Raw genomic sequence first — 19,177 nt, 5'->3', positions numbered from 1 at the left:
GATCATATTCGCCACAACTTGAATGAACACCGCGAGCCTTATGGAAGCGTTACTGGAGCAGCTAAGCAACATCGAAGTGTCTACCGTTGTGTTTTACGCCGGTCGGTTGGCGGCAGCGATAGGTATCTTTGTGATAGCCCGGTGGATTGGCGGGCGCCTGCGCGACACGGTCCGATCGATGCTCGACAAGCCCGAGTACGACAAGACGCTGGCACGGTTTGGAGGCAACCTGCTCTACTACGCCATCATTATTCTGGCGGTGCTGGCTGCACTGAGCACCGTGGGCGTTGAGGTTGCAAGCTTCATTGCTATTTTGGCTGCGGCTGGATTCGCTGTGGGGCTGGCCTTGCAAGGTACGCTCGCAAACTTTGCTGCAGGCGTCATGCTGCTGGTCTTCCGTCCGTTTGATGTAGACGATGTGGTTGAAGTGGGTGGTGAGCGCGGACGTGTGCGCGACATCCAGCTGTTCTACACCCGATTGAATACCATGGACAACCAGCTGGTCATTATCCCAAACAGCGACGTGTTTGGCTCCAGTATCCGTAACGTGCTCTACAACGACGAACTGCGCGTAGCGTGCGAGGTGGGCACCGACTATCCCGCCGACTTAGATGAGGCGCGTGCCATCATCAAACAAGCGGGCGAAACTATCGACGAGCGCATCGAAGAACGGGGCGTGCAGGTGCTGCTTACCGAACTCGGCGGCTCATCCATCAATTGGGAAGTGCGCGTGTGGATCCGCCCGAATGGCTATGGCGATCTGCTCCGCGTGCGCGACGAACTGGCGCGTGCTGTGAAGTATGAGTTGGATGCGGCCGACATTGGCATCCCCTATCCACAGATGGATGTGCACCTGGATCGCGTTGACGCGGGTGGAGACGGTGCTGCATAACGTCGGCGTACCACACGGCACTGCCAGCACGTCGACACACGTGTGCGCCGCCTGCGCCTTGGACTGAAGATATGACGAGGGGCAGACCGGCCCACGCTGTGTAACGCATCTTTTGCGTTGCACCGGGAACGGATTTGGCGGCGCGCAGGTGTGCCTACTGACTACATACTTATCTACTCAGACAACTACCCCCTTATGCCAACACATTCCGCACAAGCCACCTGGAACGGAAACCTGCAAGATGGAAAGGGCACTTTTGAAGGCAGCACAGGAGCCATCAGCGGGGCCTACTCCTTCAAGTCGCGCTTTGAAGGCAACGACGATACGAGTCCTGAAGAGCTCATTGGGGCGGCCCACGCAGGTTGCTTCTCGATGGCGCTCTCAAACATCCTGGCTGAGGCAGGCCACACACCCGAAGACGTAACCACCGATGCCAATGTAACACTGGAAATGGTGGACGGCGACCCGACAATCACAACGATTCATCTGACCACCAAAGGCGTGGTGCCGGGCATTGACAACGATACGTTTGTACAGCATGCTCAGGCCGCAAAAGAAGGCTGCCCCGTTTCGAAAGCGCTGGCGGGCGTCACCATTAAGCTGGATGCAGAATTGGTTGGATAACCCTGCACGGTCTCGTGTGCAGCGAACCGCTACATGTTGATGCGACGCGCTCCCCATTACCGGGGCGCGCCCGAAAACTGAGCAGGAGTCCTCGACATGAGGCTCCTGCTTTTTTTGCGTTGGGTGGTGCTATACGAGCGTTGCTGTGGGATACGCGCGACCGTCCCTTCGGCGAACGAATCCGCCCTGTATCCAACATTCCTGCATAGCTAAGGAAGCTGGACCTGCTCATCCCCCTGTACCCTGCTCAGCAGCAGGGATAATCTCCTCCGTTACAATGGCCTGTAGCCGACGCCGGTGTTGGCGTCCGCCACTGGCGTAAGGCTGCGAGGTAGCCACGATTGTCAGCTCCAGCGTGGGCACAATAAACACGTATTGTCCGCCGTAGCCCCAGCCGTAGTGCATGCGGTGCCCCTGCTCGCGGCGCGTAAACCAGCTGTATCCGTACCCGGCACCGCTCCACCGCGACTGCGAGCGCTCGACCCACGACGCCCGCACCCAGTCTTGCGGCACCACGCGCTGCCCGTTGTACCAGCCGCCGTTGCGATACATCTCGCCAAAGGCAAGCAGTCCGCGTGCCGAGATACGCATGTCATTCCCACCGAAGTAGATGCCCTGCGGATCCGCCATCCACTGCGGAAGCGCCATGCCCATGGGCTCAGCCAGGTGCTCTTGCGCAAACGCCCAGGTGCTCTGCCCCGTGGCCTGCGTAAGCACTGCCGACAGCAGGTGCGAGTTGCCGGTGCTGTAGCTGCGCTCGGTGCCGGGATCGGACTGCATGGGGCGCTGCAGGGCATTGCGCACCCAGTTGCTACTGGAGACCCACGCGCCGTAGTTGCTTCCGGAGGTGCGCTGCAGCCCCGAGCGCATCGATAGCAAATCGCCCACGGTGATGTCGCGCTTGCGTGGATCGCTATCCTCACTCAGGTACTCCTCAAAAAACGGAGCGATGCGCTGGTCTACGCCCTCCAGGTGGCCCTTTTCAATCGCAATGCCCACCAGCGCCGACAGCACGCTCTTCGACACAGACTTGACGTTCACGGGCGTGCTAAGGCTGGGCCCATTGGCGCGGTGGGCCAGTTCGACCTGCCCATGACGCGCCACCATCAGGGCCTGGAGGTTGGGCAAGGTGTCAGCGCGATCGCGAGCGCGTTGCATGCGGTCGGCAGCCAGGCCCAGTGGATACGGAGCGTGTGCTGCAGCATCAGTCTCGGCGGGACTCGGTAGCGGATCGCGGTCGGGCGCGCAGCCTGCAAGCAGCCCAATCATGCAGACGCTCCACAAAAGATAGAGAACAGCACCGGAACGAGACGGAAATATCATGCACCGCATAAAAGAAGCTGAAGAAGGCAGTGAAGGCAACCACGTTACGCACTGGGATTCCCCCAGATGCGGTCCCAGAAGCGTGCCAGCAGCTCGCGGTCGGTCTGCATAGGGGGGCGGTCCTGCTCGAATCCGGTGACAGCCCCTGTGTCTGAGTCTTGCTCCAGGCGGAACGTAAAGATCGGCTCACCTTCGGCGCTGAGCCCCATATCCGAGCGCCCAAAGCGCAGGTCGTGTATGTAGAGCGTGCCGTTGGGGGACTGCGAGACGGTGTAGTAGCCGCGCGAGAACCAGCGGAGCCGCTCCAGCGCTTTCGTATCCGGAAGATCGGCCAGGAGGTCGTGGCGCTTCGGAATCCGCTCGAAGTCGGTGGGCACGCGGGGGTCGAAGTGCGAATACGATCCAACATAGAACGCCTCATCGGTTTCGCCAACGACCTGCCACAGCACGTTGTTGAATGCGGTGGGCTTGGTGAACATGCGCCCAACCGAGAGGCCGGCCTGCTCGAATCCCTTGCTAAATGCCTCTTGCGCCAGCATCTTGCTCGGAATGGTGAGCATGAGATATGCTGTGCTGATGAGAAGACCCGTCATGTTGGCCCAGTAGCGGATGCGGCTTCTGGGGGCGCGGCGCCAAGCCACAACGATGCCCAGCAGCATGGGCAGCGTGTACACCGGATCAATGATGAAGATGGTGCCGAAGATGACCGGGTAGTTCGTAATCGGAACGAATAGCTGCGTGCCGTAGGTTGTGAAGGCATCGAGCAGCGCATGCGTCGAGAGAATGAGTCCGGTGGTGAGCGTCCACTGCGTCCAGGGCACGGCCTCGCGCCGGTGCAGGCGGTGCAGCGCTGTACCGATGAGCAGCGCCCCCAGCACCCAGAAGACCACCGAGTGCGAAAGGCCTCGGTGAATCCCCAGCGCCGTCACGTTCGAGATGAACGGGTTCAGCAGCACATCCAGGTCGGGCAGCGTACCCAGGGCAGCGCCCCAGTACAGTGCTTTATTGCCGATCTGACGGCCCAGCATGGCCTCGCCCACGGCGGCGCCCAGCGTAAGTTGAGTTAGCGAATCCACAAAATGAAAGCGGTTAGTAGAAGCGGTGATCGGGTTGTCATTGATCTTTACGGTGTACGGCGGAAACGGACTCCCGGCGCTGCGGTGTATGCTGTGACAACTCCTTAACGTTTTCTGTGCTACGTACTTTCTTATGGACACCACCCCCGGATTTTTGCATAACGCGTCGGTGCGTGCCGATCGCGCCAACGATCTCGACGCGCTCATTCGTGCCCTGTTTGCACGTCGCCATCTGCGCTCCTCAGGCGCAGGTAGCCAGCAACAGATGTGGATGGTGGCGGAGTTTGTGCAACAGTTGCGCAAGCGAAGTGCCGTGTTCAAGCGCATCAGCAGCAAGATGGAGGGGCCAATTCCATTTGGGCTGGGGCACTGCACCGTGAAAGATGGCGCACTGGTGCCGGTGGCGCGTCCGCTGCCGCTGCATCACCCCGAGGTGTTTGCACGCGTTGTCAGCGAGTTTGTGGAGGCAGGGGCGGTCTGCTACGTGGCGCCCCCCGATGCATCGCCGCACGGCTGGCGCATCGACGGGGTGGATACACTCATTCCCTTGGATACGGAGGCACTGAAGCAGGTCGACACCTCTCTTGAAACGTAACAGGCCAGGGGCCAGGAAAAGATGCGGGACATCCCGTGCACAAACTGCGCGCTCCTGCTTGAGCCCGCTCATCATTGGGACGTGTACTGGGGGAAATACAAACATCTAAAAAATACGCGTCCATATGATGTTACGCCCCGAGCCGCACCCGCTCGCTGATTGACATTGAAGGAGGCGCCCCCTACCCTGCAACGGTAGATTCACTACACAAAAGCGTACGCTGCGTAGCAGGCGTGCGTCCTCTCGTCTTCTATTGCCTTATGTGATGGTCAATGGCCAAACAGGCAGGATTTGAGCGCAACGTCGGTCTTTTCATGGCGGTGATGATCGGCATCGGGGCCATGATGGGGCCGGGCGTCTTCGCCTTACCCAGCGAGGTTGCGCAGTCCATCGGGCCGCTCGGCATTATTGCGTATCTGTTGATGGGTGGACTCACGCTCTTCACAGCGCTCAGCTACAGCGAACTGGGAGCAGCCATTCCCATTGCGGGGGGCGGCTACTCGTTCGTGAGCCGCACACTGCCCGATCCGGTGGCATTCTTGACCGGATGGTTTTTCCTGGATTGGCAACACGCTGGCGTGTTCGCTCTACGCGGTCATCTTCGCGCTGACGATCAAGAACTATTTCTTCCCCGAAATCAGCGTGGTGCTGGTTGTACTGGCTACGACGGTGCTCTTCACGGCATCGAACTACCGGGGACAGGCCGAGGCACTGAAGGTGATCACGGTGATGAACATCGTGGAGCTTGCCATACTTATCGGGGTAGGCGTGCTCGGCGTAATGCAGGTGGAGCCCGCGAACCTGGAGCCGTTTGCTCCGATGGGATTGGGCCCGCTTCTGCCTACCATGGCGTTTATCTACATCTCGTATGTGGGATTCGACCTCATCACCGTGGCCGCGGAAGAAATCATCGAGCCCGCAAAGAACATCCCGCGCGCAATTCTCATCACGCTGGGGGTGGGCGTTGCGATTTACTTGCTCCTGCTTTACGTGATGATGGGCGTTGTGAACTACACCGAGTTAGCCCAGACGAGCACGCCGTTTATCTTCGTGGCAGATGTGTTATTCGGACCATGGGGCCGTTGGGCGGGCGTCATAGCAACGATCATGGCCAGCCTCTCGGCATTTAGCGTCACGCTGGGGGCCAGCTCGCGGGTGCTCTTCGCGCTGGGGCGCGATGGCTACGTGCCCGAGGTCCTGTCGCGGCTCCACCCAACGCACAACACGCCCCACATTGCACTCCTCGTGTGCGCGGGTATCGTCGTACTGCTGGGCGCGTCCGGTATCGTGCGGCTGTTGGCATCAGCCAGCAGCTTCGGCTACCTGATTGCGATTGGGGTCGTCAACTATGCGGTCATTGCACTGCACCAGAAGATGCCCGCCTTGCGGCGGCCCTTCAAGATTGCGCTTTACCCCACCATTCCCATTCTGGGCATCATTTCATGCTGGTTCTTCGTGCCCCTTCTGGAGCCGCAGAGTCTGCTGCTGGGAACCGGGCTCACGGCCGTCGGGGGCGTGCTCTACCTCATCCAACCGGAAAACCGCCCCGACCTTGGCGCACTCCCGGCGGTGGTTCATCGACTCAAGCTTCGCATTCAATCGTACTGGAGGCCTCACATGAATTTACTCATCATCGGCGGCGGCAGTCAGGGCCGCAACATTGCCGACCGCCTGCTCAAGCAAGACGAGTTTCGGATGGTCTTTCGGTCGTCCGAGTACCAGATCACCTTTATCGAGCAGGACGAGGCGACGTGCGAGTCGCTCGAACAGCGCTACAACGTGCCCATCTACCAGGGCGACGGCGCCAAGCAGGAGATCCTTGAGCAGGTGGAGCCGCACAAGATGGACGTAGCCATCGCTGCCACCAACAGCGACGAGCGTAACACCATCATGGCGCTTCAGGCCAAGCGGATGGGCATCGAGCGCGTGATCGCCATTGCGAGAGACCCAGACTACGTCTCCCTGATGGAGGACAGTGGCATCACCTGCATCAGCGCGCCCTACGCTACAGCAGCGATGGTAGAAAACTTCCTGGATCGCCCGGGCGTGGCTGATCTCTTTGAGATTGAGAGCGGCATCGCCAGCCTGATTGATATGGAGGTGCCTGTAAATGGAAAGGTGGTTGGGCGCATGATTCAGGACATAGACATCCCGGAGCAGTGCGTCGTTGCTGCGATCATCCGTGATGACAACTTCGTGGTGCCCCGAGGCCGCACAGAGGTCCGCAGCGGCGATCATGTTGTCTTCGTAGGACCCAGTGATGCCGTCCAAGAAGCACACAACACATTCTCGTCTGAGCAGGAAACGGCGTGACGGCGCAGAATGGGCTGAGACACTGCACCCCGCCTCGTTAGAAGCGGCTCCCGCCCGGCGCCCGTTCCCATTGACTGGTTCCAGGAGGCATCATGCACCTGCGTGGGCCCATGCCCCGCCTCACGCCCATCGGTTCAGCAGCTGTGTGAGGAGCGCGTCGCGCTGCAGGTCGGTGGTGGGTTTCTCGTTGGGCGGAAGCAGCGCGAAGGTGTGGCGGTGTACATCGTCATTAGGATGATGGCGGTGCACGCGTACGCCGATGCCTTCGCCGCCATGGGCCCAGAGTGCCGTGCGGGTGTGCGGACGCCGTGGAAACGGCTCGCTCTCGGGGAGTTCGTTCTGCATCGCGTCGAGGTGCGTGTTCAGCACGCTACGGGTGGCGTCATCCACGCGTACGAAGGCGTCCACGTCGTAGTCGCGGTTAAAGGTGACCTGCACCTGGCTCAGGTGCGGCGAAAAAGGCCGCCAGTCCAGGTCGAGCGCGCCCAGGCCGTCGGTTGCGGTGCGGATGGCGTCGCGCAGGTCCGGGAAGCTCTCGTTCAGCGCGCGGCGTGCGGTGCTGTAGCCGTGCATGGCGTGGGTGGCATCTTGCATGGCGGACGGCGGCTGCTCGGCAGCGATTTCGGAGGCGGTGGTGCGCATCCACTTCTGAACGGCAGATACACGCGAGAGGGCCTCGTTCGCCGCCCGCACCGACACCGGCAGGTGCGTGCGCAAGAGCTCGGTCCAGTTGGGCGAGGCGGTGTCGGCAGCTTCATTTTCGGGGACAGCGCACATAGCACAAGGGGAGACGGGAGGAGACGATCGTGAGCACTGCGTTGCACGAACGGAGGGGCAGGCCGTTTCACGTACGAGGGCGTCAGCGCTTGTGCAATAACGTTACGGTAGTGGGGCCGGATACGCTGTACGTTTAACATGCAATCGTTCCGATTTCCTCCAAACCAATCGACAACACACTATGGCAGAGCTGACGGATCAGGTTATCGTAATTACGGGTGCATCCAGCGGGATTGGCGAGGCCACGGCCCGCCTGCTGGCCGAGAAAGGTGCCCGCGTGGTGCTGGCCGCCCGCCGCGAGGAGCGCCTGAACGAACTGCGCGATAGCATCGAGGCCGACGGCGGCACAGCGCTTGTCGTGCCCACCGATGTGACAGATCGCGAGGCCGTGGGCCATCTCATCAACACGGCGCACGAGACGTATGGACGCCTCGATGTGCTTGTGAATAACGCGGGCCTTATGCCGCTTTCGATGATGGAGAAGACCCACGAGGACGAGTGGGAGCAGATGGTCGACGTGAACATCAAGGGTGTGCTTTACGGCATTGGCGCTGCGCTGCCCATTATGACCGAGCAGGGCCACGGGCACGTTGTGAACGTCTCCTCGGTTGCCGGGCGGCGCTTATTTCCGGGCGGAGCCGTCTACTGTGGCACCAAGTTCTTCGTGCGGGCGCTCTCGGAGGGCATGCGCAACGAACTGTCGAACAAGCACAACATCCGCGTCACCAGCATCGAGCCCGGCGCGGTGGCAACTGAGCTGACGCACACGATTACCGATGAAGACATCCTGGCCAACTTCGAAGGCATGGAGATGACGCCGCTCGAATCCATCGACATTGCTGAGTCGATTCTGTATGCGATTTCAGCGCCCGACCGCGTGAACGTGGAGGAACTGCTCGTCATGCCCACCGAGCAGGCGATGTAGCGCTGAAGTGTGCTGTGACTTGGCAGGCGCCCGCCAACTGAGCGGAGATGGTTCGGCTTCGCTCACCATGACATTTCTCGTAAACTGTCATCCTGAGCAAAGCGGCTCCACCTTGGAGACACGCAGTCGAAGGATCTCCTACACGTCCGGCAGCTTCCTGCGTCGGTCTTCGCTTCTCATGTCACCGGCGCCCCGATGCATGCCATCGGCGGGGCCGGTGGCGTTGGTGATTGCCCCGCGTGTCTGTTATTTTTGGAGATGCGAGGAGCGCCGCGCTGCGCCCTCATTGCACTCGCGCTCCGAACGATTCGCTGCTTGTCCACTTGACCAATCTCGTTTATGACTGCTTTGCCACTCCGTTATTTCGTCGCATGTGTGCTGGGCCTGCTCTTGGTGGCTGCGCCCGACGCGCAGGCGCAAGAGGTGCCGATTGCCATCGACACGCCGGTTGAGGGCATCGACCGCTACAACCCCGACATCCCCACGCCGCAAGACGTAATCGGCCACGAAATCGGCACGCGCCACACGCGTCCGGCGCAGGTGATCGACTACTTTGAAGCCGTCGCCGAAGCCAGCGACCGCGTCGTGATGGAGCGCCACGGTACCACCTACGACCACCGTCCGCTCATCCACGCCGTGGTAGCCCCGCCCGAGGACCTGAGCCGCCTCGACGAAATCAAAGCCCAGAACCAGGCGCTGTCGTCAGATCCCAGTTCAGTATCGGATGCAGACCTTGCCGACCTGCCCGCGGTGGCGTACATGGGCTACTCCATCCACGGCGACGAAGCCAGCGGCACCGAAGCCGCCGTCCTGCTGCTCTACCACATGGCCGCCGGTGAAGGCCCCGCCGTTGACGCTGTGCTTGGCGATGTCGTCACGATCATCGACCCGCTCTTCAACCCCGACGGGCGCGCTCGCTTCGTGAACTGGGTCAACGGCAACCGTGGCGAAACCGCCACCGCCGACGACCAGGACCGCGAGCACAACCAGCCCTGGCCCGGCGGACGCACCAACCACTACTGGTTCGACCTGAACCGCGACTGGATGCCCGTGCAGCATCCGTCCTCGCAGGCCCGCATCGCGCTCTATCAGGACTGGCGTCCGCAGGTGCTCACCGACTACCACGAGATGGGCTCCGAAGCTACCTACTTCTTTCAGCCCGGCGTACCCAGCCGCACGAATCCGAACACGCCCGATGAAAACCAGGAGCTGGCGGGCGAACTCGCCGAGTACCACGCCGACTTCTTGGACGAAATCGGCTCGCTCTACTACACGCGCGAGCAGTTCGACGACTTCTACTATGGCAAAGGCTCCACCTACCCCGATGTGCAGGGCACCGTGGGCATCCTGTTTGAGCAGGCGTCCTCGCGGGCGCTCAAAAACGACACTGACAGCGGTGTGATGAACTATGCCTTCACCGTGCGCAACCAGTTCCTGGCGTCGCTCTCCACGCTCCAAGGCACGGTTGAACTGCGCGAGGACCTGCTGCGCTACCAGCGCGACTTCTTCGCCGACCGCGACGAATTCCTCGACGACGCGCCCATGACGGGCTATCTCATCAGCAGCGAGCGCTATCCGCAGCGCGCCCAGGCGCTTGGGCAACTCCTCATGCAGCACCGCGTGGAGCTCTTTGATCTGGAGGAGACCGTTGAATCCAACGGACGCACCTATCGTCCCGGCTCCGCCTACTGGGTGCCGCTCGACCAAGAGCAAGGCCGCTTCGTGAAAGGCGTCATGGAGCAGCGCACTACGTTTCAAGACTCGCTCTTCTACGACGTGTCTACGTGGACCCTGCCGCTGGCCTTTGGCACCGACTACAGCGAGCTGACGTCCACACCCGATGGCGTGCGCGGCGAGCGCATCACCGACATGTCGTACGACGGCGGACGCGTAGTTGGCGGCGAGGCCGAGGTCGCTTACGTGATGCCGTGGGGCCGCTACTTTGCTCCGCGCGCGCTGTACCAGCTGCAAGACGCCGACATCACCACCCGCATGATGCCTGATCCATTTGAAGTGGAGGTCGGCGGCACCACACAGTCCTTCGACCGTGGCGCCATCGTCATTCCACTCCAGCAGCGCAACGCCACACGCCAGGAGGTCCACGCTGCCGTGCAAGAGGCCGCTTCGGCACACCACGTCGAAATCATGGCCGTGAATCGGGGCCTCACCCCGCAGGGCCCCGACCTGGGCTCGGCCAGCAGCACCGTGCTTCAGAAGCCCGAAGTCGCACTCGTCACCGGCAACGACGGACGCTCCCGCTGGGGCGGCGCCAGTGCAGCCAACGCCGGCGAGGTGTGGCACCTGCTTAGCGAACGCTTCGACATGCCCGTATCGCTGCTCGACATCAGCTACATCGAAAGCCTCGACCTCAGCGAGTACAACACGCTCGTAATGGCCGGCGGCAGCTACGACGGACTCGATGCCGAGCGCGTGCAGGCATGGGTCGAAGACGGCGGTACGCTCATCGCCTCCCACACCGGCGTGCGCTGGGCCGTAGACCACGAAATGGTCGAACTCGAAGCCAAAACGCTCGACGTCGACTCGCTCGTGGCCGATCAGGACTACGCCGACCTGGGCGAGGCCCGCGGTGCGCAAGGCATTGGCGGCTCCATCTTCGAGGCCCAGCTCGACACCACCCATCCGCTGGCCTTCGGATACGACGAAACGATCCCCGTCTTCCGGCGCGGCACACGGTTCTACGAGCCGCATGAGGAGCCCGGACACACCGTGGGCACGTACACCGACACCCCACGCATCAGCGGCTACATCTCGGATCCCGTTGAGGAAATCGCCCAAGAAAGCGCTGCTCTCGTGGCCGAACAGCGCGGCAGCGGACAGGTTATCCTGCTCATGGACAATCCTAACTTTCGCGCCTTTTGGTACGGCACGAACGGCCTGTTCCTGAACGCCTTATTCTTCGGCGACACGTTCTGATGGAACGTCACGCAAACGAACTGTCATGGTGAGCGGAGCCCCGCCCCCAGTGGCTCCGACCACTGTCGGAGGAACCATCTCCTGCTCAGTTAGCAACGGCCTCCGAACGGGCAAAGCTAACATCCGGCTACGTTTTTAGGGGGAACACAAGGCATTACGCCCCATCCGCAGGATCTTCCGCGCTCCGGGAGGTCCTGTTTTTTGTGATAGGTCCTATTCCAGCGGTAAAGCGATGGCGCGCTGCTCCCCCATGCGTCGCAGTTGCCCAGTCTCCCGAACCCACCGCGCAGCGTCTCGTTAAGGCAAATCGCTTACGCAATTTTACGTACTGCATCCCCTGCTCAACCATGCTATCCGACGACGCCATTGCCGCGCTCGAATCCGCCGTATCCACCTGTGATGCCGCCCGACGCGACCTGGAGGCGGCCCTTACCCGCGCCGAAAAAGCCAGCGACGACACCGACCACAACGAAGCGCTGCAGGCCATTGCCACCGCCATCCAGGAGTGGGGCGCCGGACAGGAGCAGTTCGCCGACGCCGTGGACGCCTCAAACGCGCCCGACATTCCGATGGCGGCGCTGCTCCTCAAAAACGAAACTGGCACCGATGCCATGAACGCCCGGCGGGGAGTGCCCGGCGTCTCGGTCGACGGCACCGACCAGCCCTTCGACGTCGACCTCTCGGGCATGCGCGGCAGCGCCCTCACCGATGCCATTACCATGTACGTGGAGTAGCGGTACAAGCACAGACATGCATGACTGGGAGATCTTATGCCGTCGCTAAAATGCGCCCACAGTCAGCGTCAGAGTAACCATAGGGCGGTGCACAGTTGGGGCATACCCGGCATAGGCGCTCACCTTGATGCCGCCCCTTGTATCCCCCTGGGCGCGGATGATGGACAGGGCACGCATCCCCAACGAATGAACGCCTGCTTCGCTTACACCAATGCCGATTGGAGAGGGGGATTTGAACGCAAGTGTATCATACCGGTACCCGAGACCCACCGCAGCGCCCAGCCGGGGGCTGTTGTAGGTGCGATGCTGAAGAATGATCTGTCCTTGCTTCAGAGCAGACAGAGAGACTGTCAGATAGTTACGCCTCCACAGTTGCGTAGTGGCATCAACGCCGACCGTAAACAGACCAAGCGTAAGCCCCGCCCCATATCGGCCCGCTGAATCAAAGCCGGCAAGGTAGAGTCCGCCACTGAAGCGGCTGGGATTCACAGGCTCCCGCGACAGGTTCTCATCTGTCGCGACATCTCGGGCCAGGTGCTGCGTGGGCGAATATGTGCCCGTTACACCTACGCCCATCGTGTTCTGATGCGAAGGATACGTGGCCCGATCATGAAACATGGCCGACTCGCTAACGGGCGTATGCGAGACACATCCGCTGGTAGCAATGAGCAGCACTCCGAGGGCGAGAATAGGCTTAACACGACATATCATATTCTGTAGCAGAACTGATGATGGGAGATTGCATCCGCATCAATACTAAAACGCATATCCGAAGCTGATGCCGCCAGATGGCACAAACCGCCCGTTGGATCCCACAAACGGGGTAAACCCGATACGAAAGAGGAAGCCACGTTCGATCGGCTGGTAGCGGTAGCCCACGACAAATGACGCCGCGATCCCCGAAGTGCTGGTGTCATCCGTGTTATGCGGTCGCAATCCAGACGGGCCGTTGCCCCTCACCAAGGTGGCACCGGCGCCGAGTTCGAGGCCATGTGTGGTGTTGGATACGAAGGCCAACTGTACGGGCACCATGTGGGCGCGACCATTAAACAGGAAATCGCTCATCAAGGTGGCGTAGCCTCCGCGAAGGTGCAGGCGCCCAACGAGATGACGATCGTAGTTGATGCTGTACAATAGACCCGCACCGCCCAGTTCAACATACAGAGCATTGCGAGCAGGCTCCGCCGCCGCTCTGGCTGTCGAATCTGAGACCGCGGTAGTCTGCTGCGCATAGGCTGGGGCAGACAGTACAACGAGGCCGAGCAGCCCGATGATAAAGGCGACACGTCGTGCTGGAAAGAGAGACAAGGGTATGTGAAAACTGTGAGACAGAAATATATGAAAGACTACATGTCTTCACGATGAAAATATAATTGCCCGTGCATCGTATTGCAACAAGACAGCTGCGCGTAGGGCGGACTCATATCCTAAAATAGAACCGCAGTTCTAAGAGAACGACACACAGGTAGCATGTAGCGGAAGTATGGGGGCAGTACGTTCAGAGAGCATAATGGAGTGCACCAATGCGGCGCTCTATATCAGCCTGTTTTCCCTCTCTGTGATGATATGCCCATGACACATACCATACAATCCTCGCAAATCTCTCTTGACTCCTGCAGCGCGTTTTGTGCTCCACAGCGCTGGCTTGTAGCGCTCGTATTGGGCCTGCTGCTCATGGTGGGCACGCTCCACAGCGCATCAGCCCAAACCACGACCATTGAGCGCCTGACGTCGCCCAATGCACGGGGCGGTGGCTTCTACGGCTTCAGCGTCGACTTCGACGCAGCGAGCGGCAACTTCATGGTCGGCGCTCTGGCAGAAGGGGTCAACGTTTCGTCTCCACGCGGGCGGGCGTACATCTACGGCACCTCCGTAACCGCACCTCCGTTTTTACGTGCCACGTTGGATCCTCCCATAGGTCCAATCGAAGGCAGTTCGCAATGGGGGCGAAGCGTGGCTGTAGGGACGTCCGCTTTTAGCACGTCCTACTTCGTTGGTACACCGCTTGACAACAACACCACACTTACACCGGGTTTCCCCGTCGACAACACCGGCTCTTGGTCACGGTTCGAGTTTCTGAGCGGAAGCTACAGTCGGGTTCGGACGTACGAACTCGGCTCCAGAGACCGAGCACGGCGTTTGCTTGGCATCGGGCTGGCACTCGACGGCACGACGCTCGCCGCCGGGGCGTCCACAAGTGCCGACTCGTTCAGTCCTGGCGGACGCGTGCACATCCGCAACCTGACCGGCGTCACATCGGGGTCTAACGGGGCTACCATTGCCAGCCCGTCGCCCCAGGAGAATGCGCAGTTTGGGCGCGGCCTGGCCCTCGATGGGGACCGCCTCGTCGTCACGGCGCTCAACTACGACGATGGAGGCCTCACGAATCGAGGCAATGCCTATTCGTTTATCCGCGATCCGGCGACCTCGACATGGAGCCAGGAACAGCAACTCGTGCCCACAGGCCTTACCGACGGGGCTCAGTACGGGCGTGCGGTTGCGCTTGCTGGAGACGTCGCGTTCATCTCGGCCTCCGCACAGGACGTAGGCGCCACGCCCGATGCCGGAGCCGTCTACGTCTGGATGCGCGACCCCGCAACGGGAACATGGAGCTATATGCAGACGCTCACGGCGGCCACGCCCGAGACGGATGCCATCTACGGCTACGACCTCAGCTACGACACATTCACCGGTACGCTGTATGTTGGTGCTCCGCGCGAAGATATTTCCTCGCCCAGCGCTGTTACTGATGCTGGGGTTGTGTATGCCTATCAGCAAGATGGGAGCGGTACGTGGCAGGAGCAGCTTCGCTTCGCGTCCACCAACCCGCAGTCGGGGGCGCTTTTCGGTGCGGCCCTCAGTGTAGACAGCGACAAGCTCATTGCGAGTGCTTACAGCGAAGACATTCCCGATGGCGCAGGCGGCACGTTCACCGACGCGGGGGCCGTCTACGTCTACGACATGGTCTCGGCGCTACCTGTTGAGTTGGCCACCTTTGAGGCACGCCTGCAGGGCACCACCGCTCATCTGCAGTGGCGCACCCTGAGCGAAACGGACAATGCGGGCTTTCATGTTGAGCATCGCGCTCCCGGCGCGCGCTTCCAGGACGTGGACTTTGTGTCCGGGGCCGGAACGACGGGTGAGCCGCAATCCTACGCGATTCGCATCAAAAACCTGAGCGCGGGCACGCATGCGTTCCGCCTCCGTCAGGTCGACCTCGACGGCACCGCAACGCGCAGCGATGTCCTCACAGTCGAGGTGCGCACGCCTGCTGGCGTCTCGCCAGTATGGCCCAATCCGAGCCGCGGACTCGCACAAGCCGAAGTTACGGTTGGCGCACCCGGGCGGGTGCAGGCAGCCGTGTATGATTTGCTCGGGCGCCGCGTGCTCACCGTGCACGACGGCCTTGCCCGGCCCGATGCCCCTGTAGCGCTTCAGATTGCGACCGATGCGCTGCCCAGCGGTATGTACCTGCTGCGTGTACAAACACCGCAGGAAACCACCCTGCGCCGGTTTACCGTGGTGCGGTAGAGGGTACATGCCAGAGAGAAAGCTGCTGTCTGCCCAGGATCCACGATAGCAACCCACAACAGAGCTGCCGTCTGGACGATCCAGGCGGTGGCTCTTTTTCTTTTTGGATGACAGGCCATGCGACTTGAGTCCGACGGATGCGGCGCGTAGCTTAGGGCATCGTATTTCCGCATGCGGCTTTCATTCATCATGACCTATCATCTTTTTTTGGTTGGGCTCATTCTGGGGCTACTTGGCGCCGACCTTGCCGTGCAGGCCCAGCCCCAAGGGCAATCGTACCGGTTTATGCATCTGGGCGTTGACGACGGCCTCTCGCACCGCACGGTTACTGCACTCGCGCAGGATAGCACCGGCTACCTGTGGATTGGCACCAAAGCCGGGCTGAACCGCTTCGATGGACGCGCCATGCGGGGGTACCATCATGTGCGTGGGGATACGACTGCCTTGCCAAGCTACCACGTTGCGGCACTGCTTGTCGATCCGGAAGGTACGCTGTGGGTGGGCACCAACGGGGGATTGAGCCGCTTCGACCGGACAACCGAGTCGTTCCGCTCGTATCGTCACGTCCCGAACGACCCGGCTGGACTCTGCGGGCCTACCGTCCGCCGCATTGCGCAGGATGGCGCGGGGGGGCTGTGGATCGGTACCGAAGAGCACGGCCTCTGCCACTTCGACCCAGCGCACGAGCGGTTTACGCGGGTCTCGGTGCTGGGGAATACGCTCGACCGAAAAAGCATCATCATGGATTTTGCCCCCACGCCCACAGGGGCCGTCTGGGTTTCTGTTGCCGTGACGCGTGGACCGCGGGTGACGTGCCAACTCGACCGGCGGACCATGTCGTGCGCATCCAACCCACCCCAATTTTCAAATGGCTGGCATGCGATATGGAGCGATGCACGGGGCCAACTCTGGGCGCTGCAGAAGCAGCGCGGCTTGCTACGGCTAAATACGGACGCTGGCACCGTAGTAACGCACACTCCGAGTGCAGCACAGTGGGGCGATGGCGCTGTTGCTATGCGTCCCAATGGAGCGATATGGGCTGGTACGCCGCGCTGGGGCGTGGTGCGCTTTCACGCTGGGCGGCGCACAGCGGACCCGATTCGGCACGATCCGGGCGACGCGGCGTCGCTGGGGGGATACGACGCGCGGACCCTGTTCGTAGATCGACAGGGCATTGTATGGGTCGGTCATGAGCGCGGCCTAAGCTACTGGACGGACGCCGGCAGTCCGTTCCAGCTATATCGCACCTCCGATGGACTCAGCGACGAGCGCGTCAACGGGATACACGAAGCCCGCGACGGCACAGTGTGGATTGCCACAAATGGTGGACTCAACCGCCTGTGGCCCGCCGAAGATCGGTTTCGGGCCTACAATCCCGCCGAACAAGGCCTCGCCGACGCCGACGCGGTGTGGCAGGTCTACGAAGACCGCAGAGGCACAATCTGGGTGGGCGGCAAGCGCGACGGTCTGATGCGCCTTAACCCCGAAACGGGGCGGTTCTCGCTCGTTGCTGGGGTGGCACCCGGCGTGCGGTCTATCAGCGAAGACCGTAGCGGACGCCTGTGGATTGGGACCAGCACGGGGCTCTTTGTGCGCAATCCGGCAACAGGCATCTTACGTACGTTTCGTCACGACCCCACTCGCCCAAACAGCCTGCCCAGCGACCGTGTAAACCGCGTTTACGAATCCACCGATAGCACGCTGTGGGTGGCCACCGACGAGGGCATTGCGCGAATGACACACACGCGCCGCGACACGGTGCGCTTCCATCGTCTCGGATACGACGCGCAGGATCCAGCCAGTCTGGGAGCACCCGTGGTGTGGACCATGACGGAGACCCCCGCCGATCCGGGAGCCCTGTGGGTGGGTACGTTTGGAGGCGGCATGTGTCGCCTTGACATAAGCACAGAACAGTTCGACTGTCTAACTGCTGCGGAGGGCCTACCGCACAACGTGGTCTACGGGCTGATGACTGATACCGCAGGGCGCCTCTGGGCAACCACCGATGGCGGCCTGGCCCGCATCGATCCGCATACGCAGCGCATTGTCGCGTTTGGCGCCGACGATGGGCTGCAGGACGACGCGTTCGACCTGATGGCGTACCATCAGGGGCGCAGCGGACGGCTGTACGTGGGCGGGCCGCGTGGTTTCAACAGCTTTACCCCGGAGGCCACCGGCGTCGATCAGTACGCGCCTCCGGTATTGATTGCAGGCGTTCGCATCGTTGGAAAGCGGCGCCCCGGCTTCCTGGCACCTGCGAACGACACACTGCGGCTCCAACCCCATGAAACGCACCTGACCTTCGACCTTGCGGCGCTGGACTACATCAATCCCCAGGCTATTCGATATCGATACCGGCTGCAGAGCGCGTCCGCCCCCATACGCGCCCGTCCCGATTCCGATGCGCAGACATGGCGCCAGACGCATGCCACACAGCCAGTGGCCACGTATACCAACCTGGCTCCTGGGGCGTACACATTTGAGGTGCATGCAACCAACCATGCCGGCGTGTGGAGCACCAAAACGACCCAGTTGCACGTCATTGTGCAGCCTGCGTGGTGGCAGACGGTGTGGGTACGGTGGGGCAGCTTGCTAGCGATGGTCGGGCTCGTTGGAGGCGCTGTGCGGTGGCGCATCACACGTCTGCGCGCGCAGCAGATGGAGCAGCTACGTGTGCAGCGGCGTCTGGCACGAGAGCGCCGCCAGGAGCGCCATCGCATTGCACGAGACCTGCACGACGGGCCCATTCAGGACTTGTACCGCGTAGGTCACGACCTGGACCGCCTTGCTGATGCGGCACCGGACCACCAGCCCCGTGTGTTCGAGACGCGGAATGCGGTAAACGAGGTTGCGCAGCGCCTGCGCTCTGTGCTGGTGGCACTGCGTCCACCGCACATTGAGGCGCTTGGGCTGTCCGCTGCCCTGCGGCGCCTGGCCCGCATTACAGCAGAGCGAGCGCCAACATGTTGTATCCGCATGGAGAGTGCTGCCCACAAGCGAACCCTTGGCCTCACCGATGAGGCGGAGTACGCGCTCTACCGCATCGCACAGGAAGCGTTGACCAACGCCGTGCAGCATGCGCAGGCCACTGATGTGACGCTCCATCTTGTGTGCATGCCCGCATCTGTACAACTGACGGTCTCCGACAATGGAGAGGGATTCCGCGTTCCGGCGTCGCTGTTTGATCTCGCGCGCGAGGAGCATTTCGGACTCGTAGGCGCTGCCGAGCGGGCAGAGGCGCAGGGCGGCACCTTTCAGGTGAAAAGCACACCGGGCCAGGGCACTACGGTGCGCGCCAAGCTTCCCCGAGAGCAAGGAGCAGCTCACCCCAAACAGACCGCGGCGTCGTGAGAAACGGCACGCCCGATCTATTCAGAATAGCACGAGGGTTCCATATCAACGGAATCTGAAATCGCGATACTGTAAAGACCGTACCCGGAGCCCCATCACTAC

General features: G+C 61.5%; 14 protein-coding genes and 1 pseudogene. 10 read left to right on the top strand and 5 right to left on the bottom strand.

Features of this window, described 5'->3' with window-relative positions:
• Positions 1-40 precede the first annotated feature (40 nt).
• Both CRI93_RS01060 and CRI93_RS01055 read left to right on the top strand, forming a co-directional pair.
• The gene (locus CRI93_RS01060) at positions 41-892 is read left to right on the top strand and encodes a mechanosensitive ion channel family protein (RefSeq protein WP_245850241.1); all 852 of its coding nucleotides are present in this window, start codon (positions 41-43) and stop codon (positions 890-892) included.
• A gap of 195 nt (positions 893-1,087) precedes the next feature.
• Entirely contained in the window at positions 1,088-1,516 is a 429-nt protein-coding gene (locus tag CRI93_RS01055; RefSeq protein ID WP_098061044.1) for an OsmC family protein, read from the top strand.
• 228 nt (positions 1,517-1,744) lie between these two features.
• Here the strand turns inward: CRI93_RS01055 and CRI93_RS01050 are convergent, their stop codons facing one another.
• Together CRI93_RS01050 and CRI93_RS01045 are read right to left on the bottom strand one after the other, a co-directional pair.
• Positions 1,745-2,839, bottom strand: a complete 1,095-nt coding sequence (locus CRI93_RS01050; protein WP_217992480.1) for a serine hydrolase domain-containing protein — start codon at positions 2,837-2,839, stop codon at positions 1,745-1,747.
• A 44-nt stretch (positions 2,840-2,883) separates the two neighbouring features.
• Entirely contained in the window at positions 2,884-3,915 is a 1,032-nt protein-coding gene (locus CRI93_RS01045; protein WP_176521600.1) for a metal-dependent hydrolase, read from the bottom strand.
• Positions 3,916-4,048: 133 nt separating this feature from the next.
• Between CRI93_RS01045 and CRI93_RS15270 the strand changes: the two genes are divergently transcribed.
• From CRI93_RS15270 to CRI93_RS15555, 3 genes and pseudogenes are all read left to right on the top strand, one after another.
• Positions 4,049-4,510 carry a hypothetical protein gene (locus tag CRI93_RS15270; RefSeq protein WP_176521599.1) on the top strand — a complete coding sequence of 154 codons (462 nt, stop codon included), beginning with the start codon at positions 4,049-4,051 and terminating at the stop codon, positions 4,508-4,510.
• 272 nt (positions 4,511-4,782) lie between these two features.
• Positions 4,783-5,058: pseudogene (locus tag CRI93_RS15655) on the top strand (amino acid permease); the annotation flags it as partial.
• 13 nt (positions 5,059-5,071) lie between these two features.
• Positions 5,072-6,823, top strand: coding sequence for an amino acid permease (locus CRI93_RS15555; protein ID WP_281252673.1), 1,752 nt, complete (start codon positions 5,072-5,074; stop codon positions 6,821-6,823).
• A gap of 120 nt (positions 6,824-6,943) precedes the next feature.
• Here CRI93_RS15555 and CRI93_RS01030 read toward each other — a convergent pair whose 3' ends face one another.
• Entirely contained in the window at positions 6,944-7,600 is a 657-nt protein-coding gene (locus CRI93_RS01030) for a hypothetical protein (protein WP_098060743.1), read from the bottom strand.
• 181 nt (positions 7,601-7,781) lie between these two features.
• On the opposite strand from CRI93_RS01030, the gene CRI93_RS01025 reads away from it, so the two are divergent.
• The 3 genes from CRI93_RS01025 (at position 7,782) to CRI93_RS01015 (ending at position 12,193) form a co-directional block, all read left to right on the top strand.
• Positions 7,782-8,525: an SDR family oxidoreductase gene (locus tag CRI93_RS01025; RefSeq protein WP_098060742.1), complete on the top strand. Its 744-nt coding sequence runs from the start codon at positions 7,782-7,784 to the stop codon at positions 8,523-8,525.
• Between the two features lie 339 nt (positions 8,526-8,864).
• Entirely contained in the window at positions 8,865-11,459 is a 2,595-nt protein-coding gene (locus tag CRI93_RS01020; protein ID WP_098060741.1) for a M14 family metallopeptidase, read from the top strand.
• 347 nt (positions 11,460-11,806) lie between these two features.
• Positions 11,807-12,193, top strand: a complete 387-nt coding sequence (locus tag CRI93_RS01015) for a hypothetical protein (RefSeq protein WP_098060740.1) — start codon at positions 11,807-11,809, stop codon at positions 12,191-12,193.
• A 45-nt stretch (positions 12,194-12,238) separates the two neighbouring features.
• On the opposite strand, the gene CRI93_RS01010 is transcribed toward CRI93_RS01015, so the two are convergent.
• Together CRI93_RS01010 and CRI93_RS01005 are read right to left on the bottom strand one after the other, a co-directional pair.
• Entirely contained in the window at positions 12,239-12,904 is a 666-nt protein-coding gene (locus tag CRI93_RS01010; protein WP_141491503.1) for a hypothetical protein, read from the bottom strand.
• Positions 12,905-12,949: 45 nt separating this feature from the next.
• Positions 12,950-13,501, bottom strand: a complete 552-nt coding sequence (locus CRI93_RS01005) for a hypothetical protein (protein ID WP_141491502.1) — start codon at positions 13,499-13,501, stop codon at positions 12,950-12,952.
• A 264-nt stretch (positions 13,502-13,765) separates the two neighbouring features.
• Between CRI93_RS01005 and CRI93_RS01000 the strand changes: the two genes are divergently transcribed.
• Both CRI93_RS01000 and CRI93_RS00995 read left to right on the top strand, forming a co-directional pair.
• Positions 13,766-15,724, top strand: a complete 1,959-nt coding sequence (locus CRI93_RS01000) for a T9SS type A sorting domain-containing protein (RefSeq protein ID WP_176521598.1) — start codon at positions 13,766-13,768, stop codon at positions 15,722-15,724.
• Positions 15,725-15,913: 189 nt separating this feature from the next.
• A complete protein-coding gene (locus CRI93_RS00995; protein ID WP_176521597.1) occupies positions 15,914-19,075 on the top strand; it encodes a sensor histidine kinase in 3,162 nt (1,053 codons plus the stop codon).
• Positions 19,076-19,177: the final 102 nt, after the last annotated feature.

This window comes from Longimonas halophila, from assembly GCF_002554705.1.
In the GTDB taxonomy this organism is placed as follows: Bacteria; Bacteroidota; Rhodothermia; order Rhodothermales; family Salinibacteraceae; genus Longimonas; species Longimonas halophila.
This window is presented reverse-complemented; position numbering and strand designations above follow the sequence as displayed.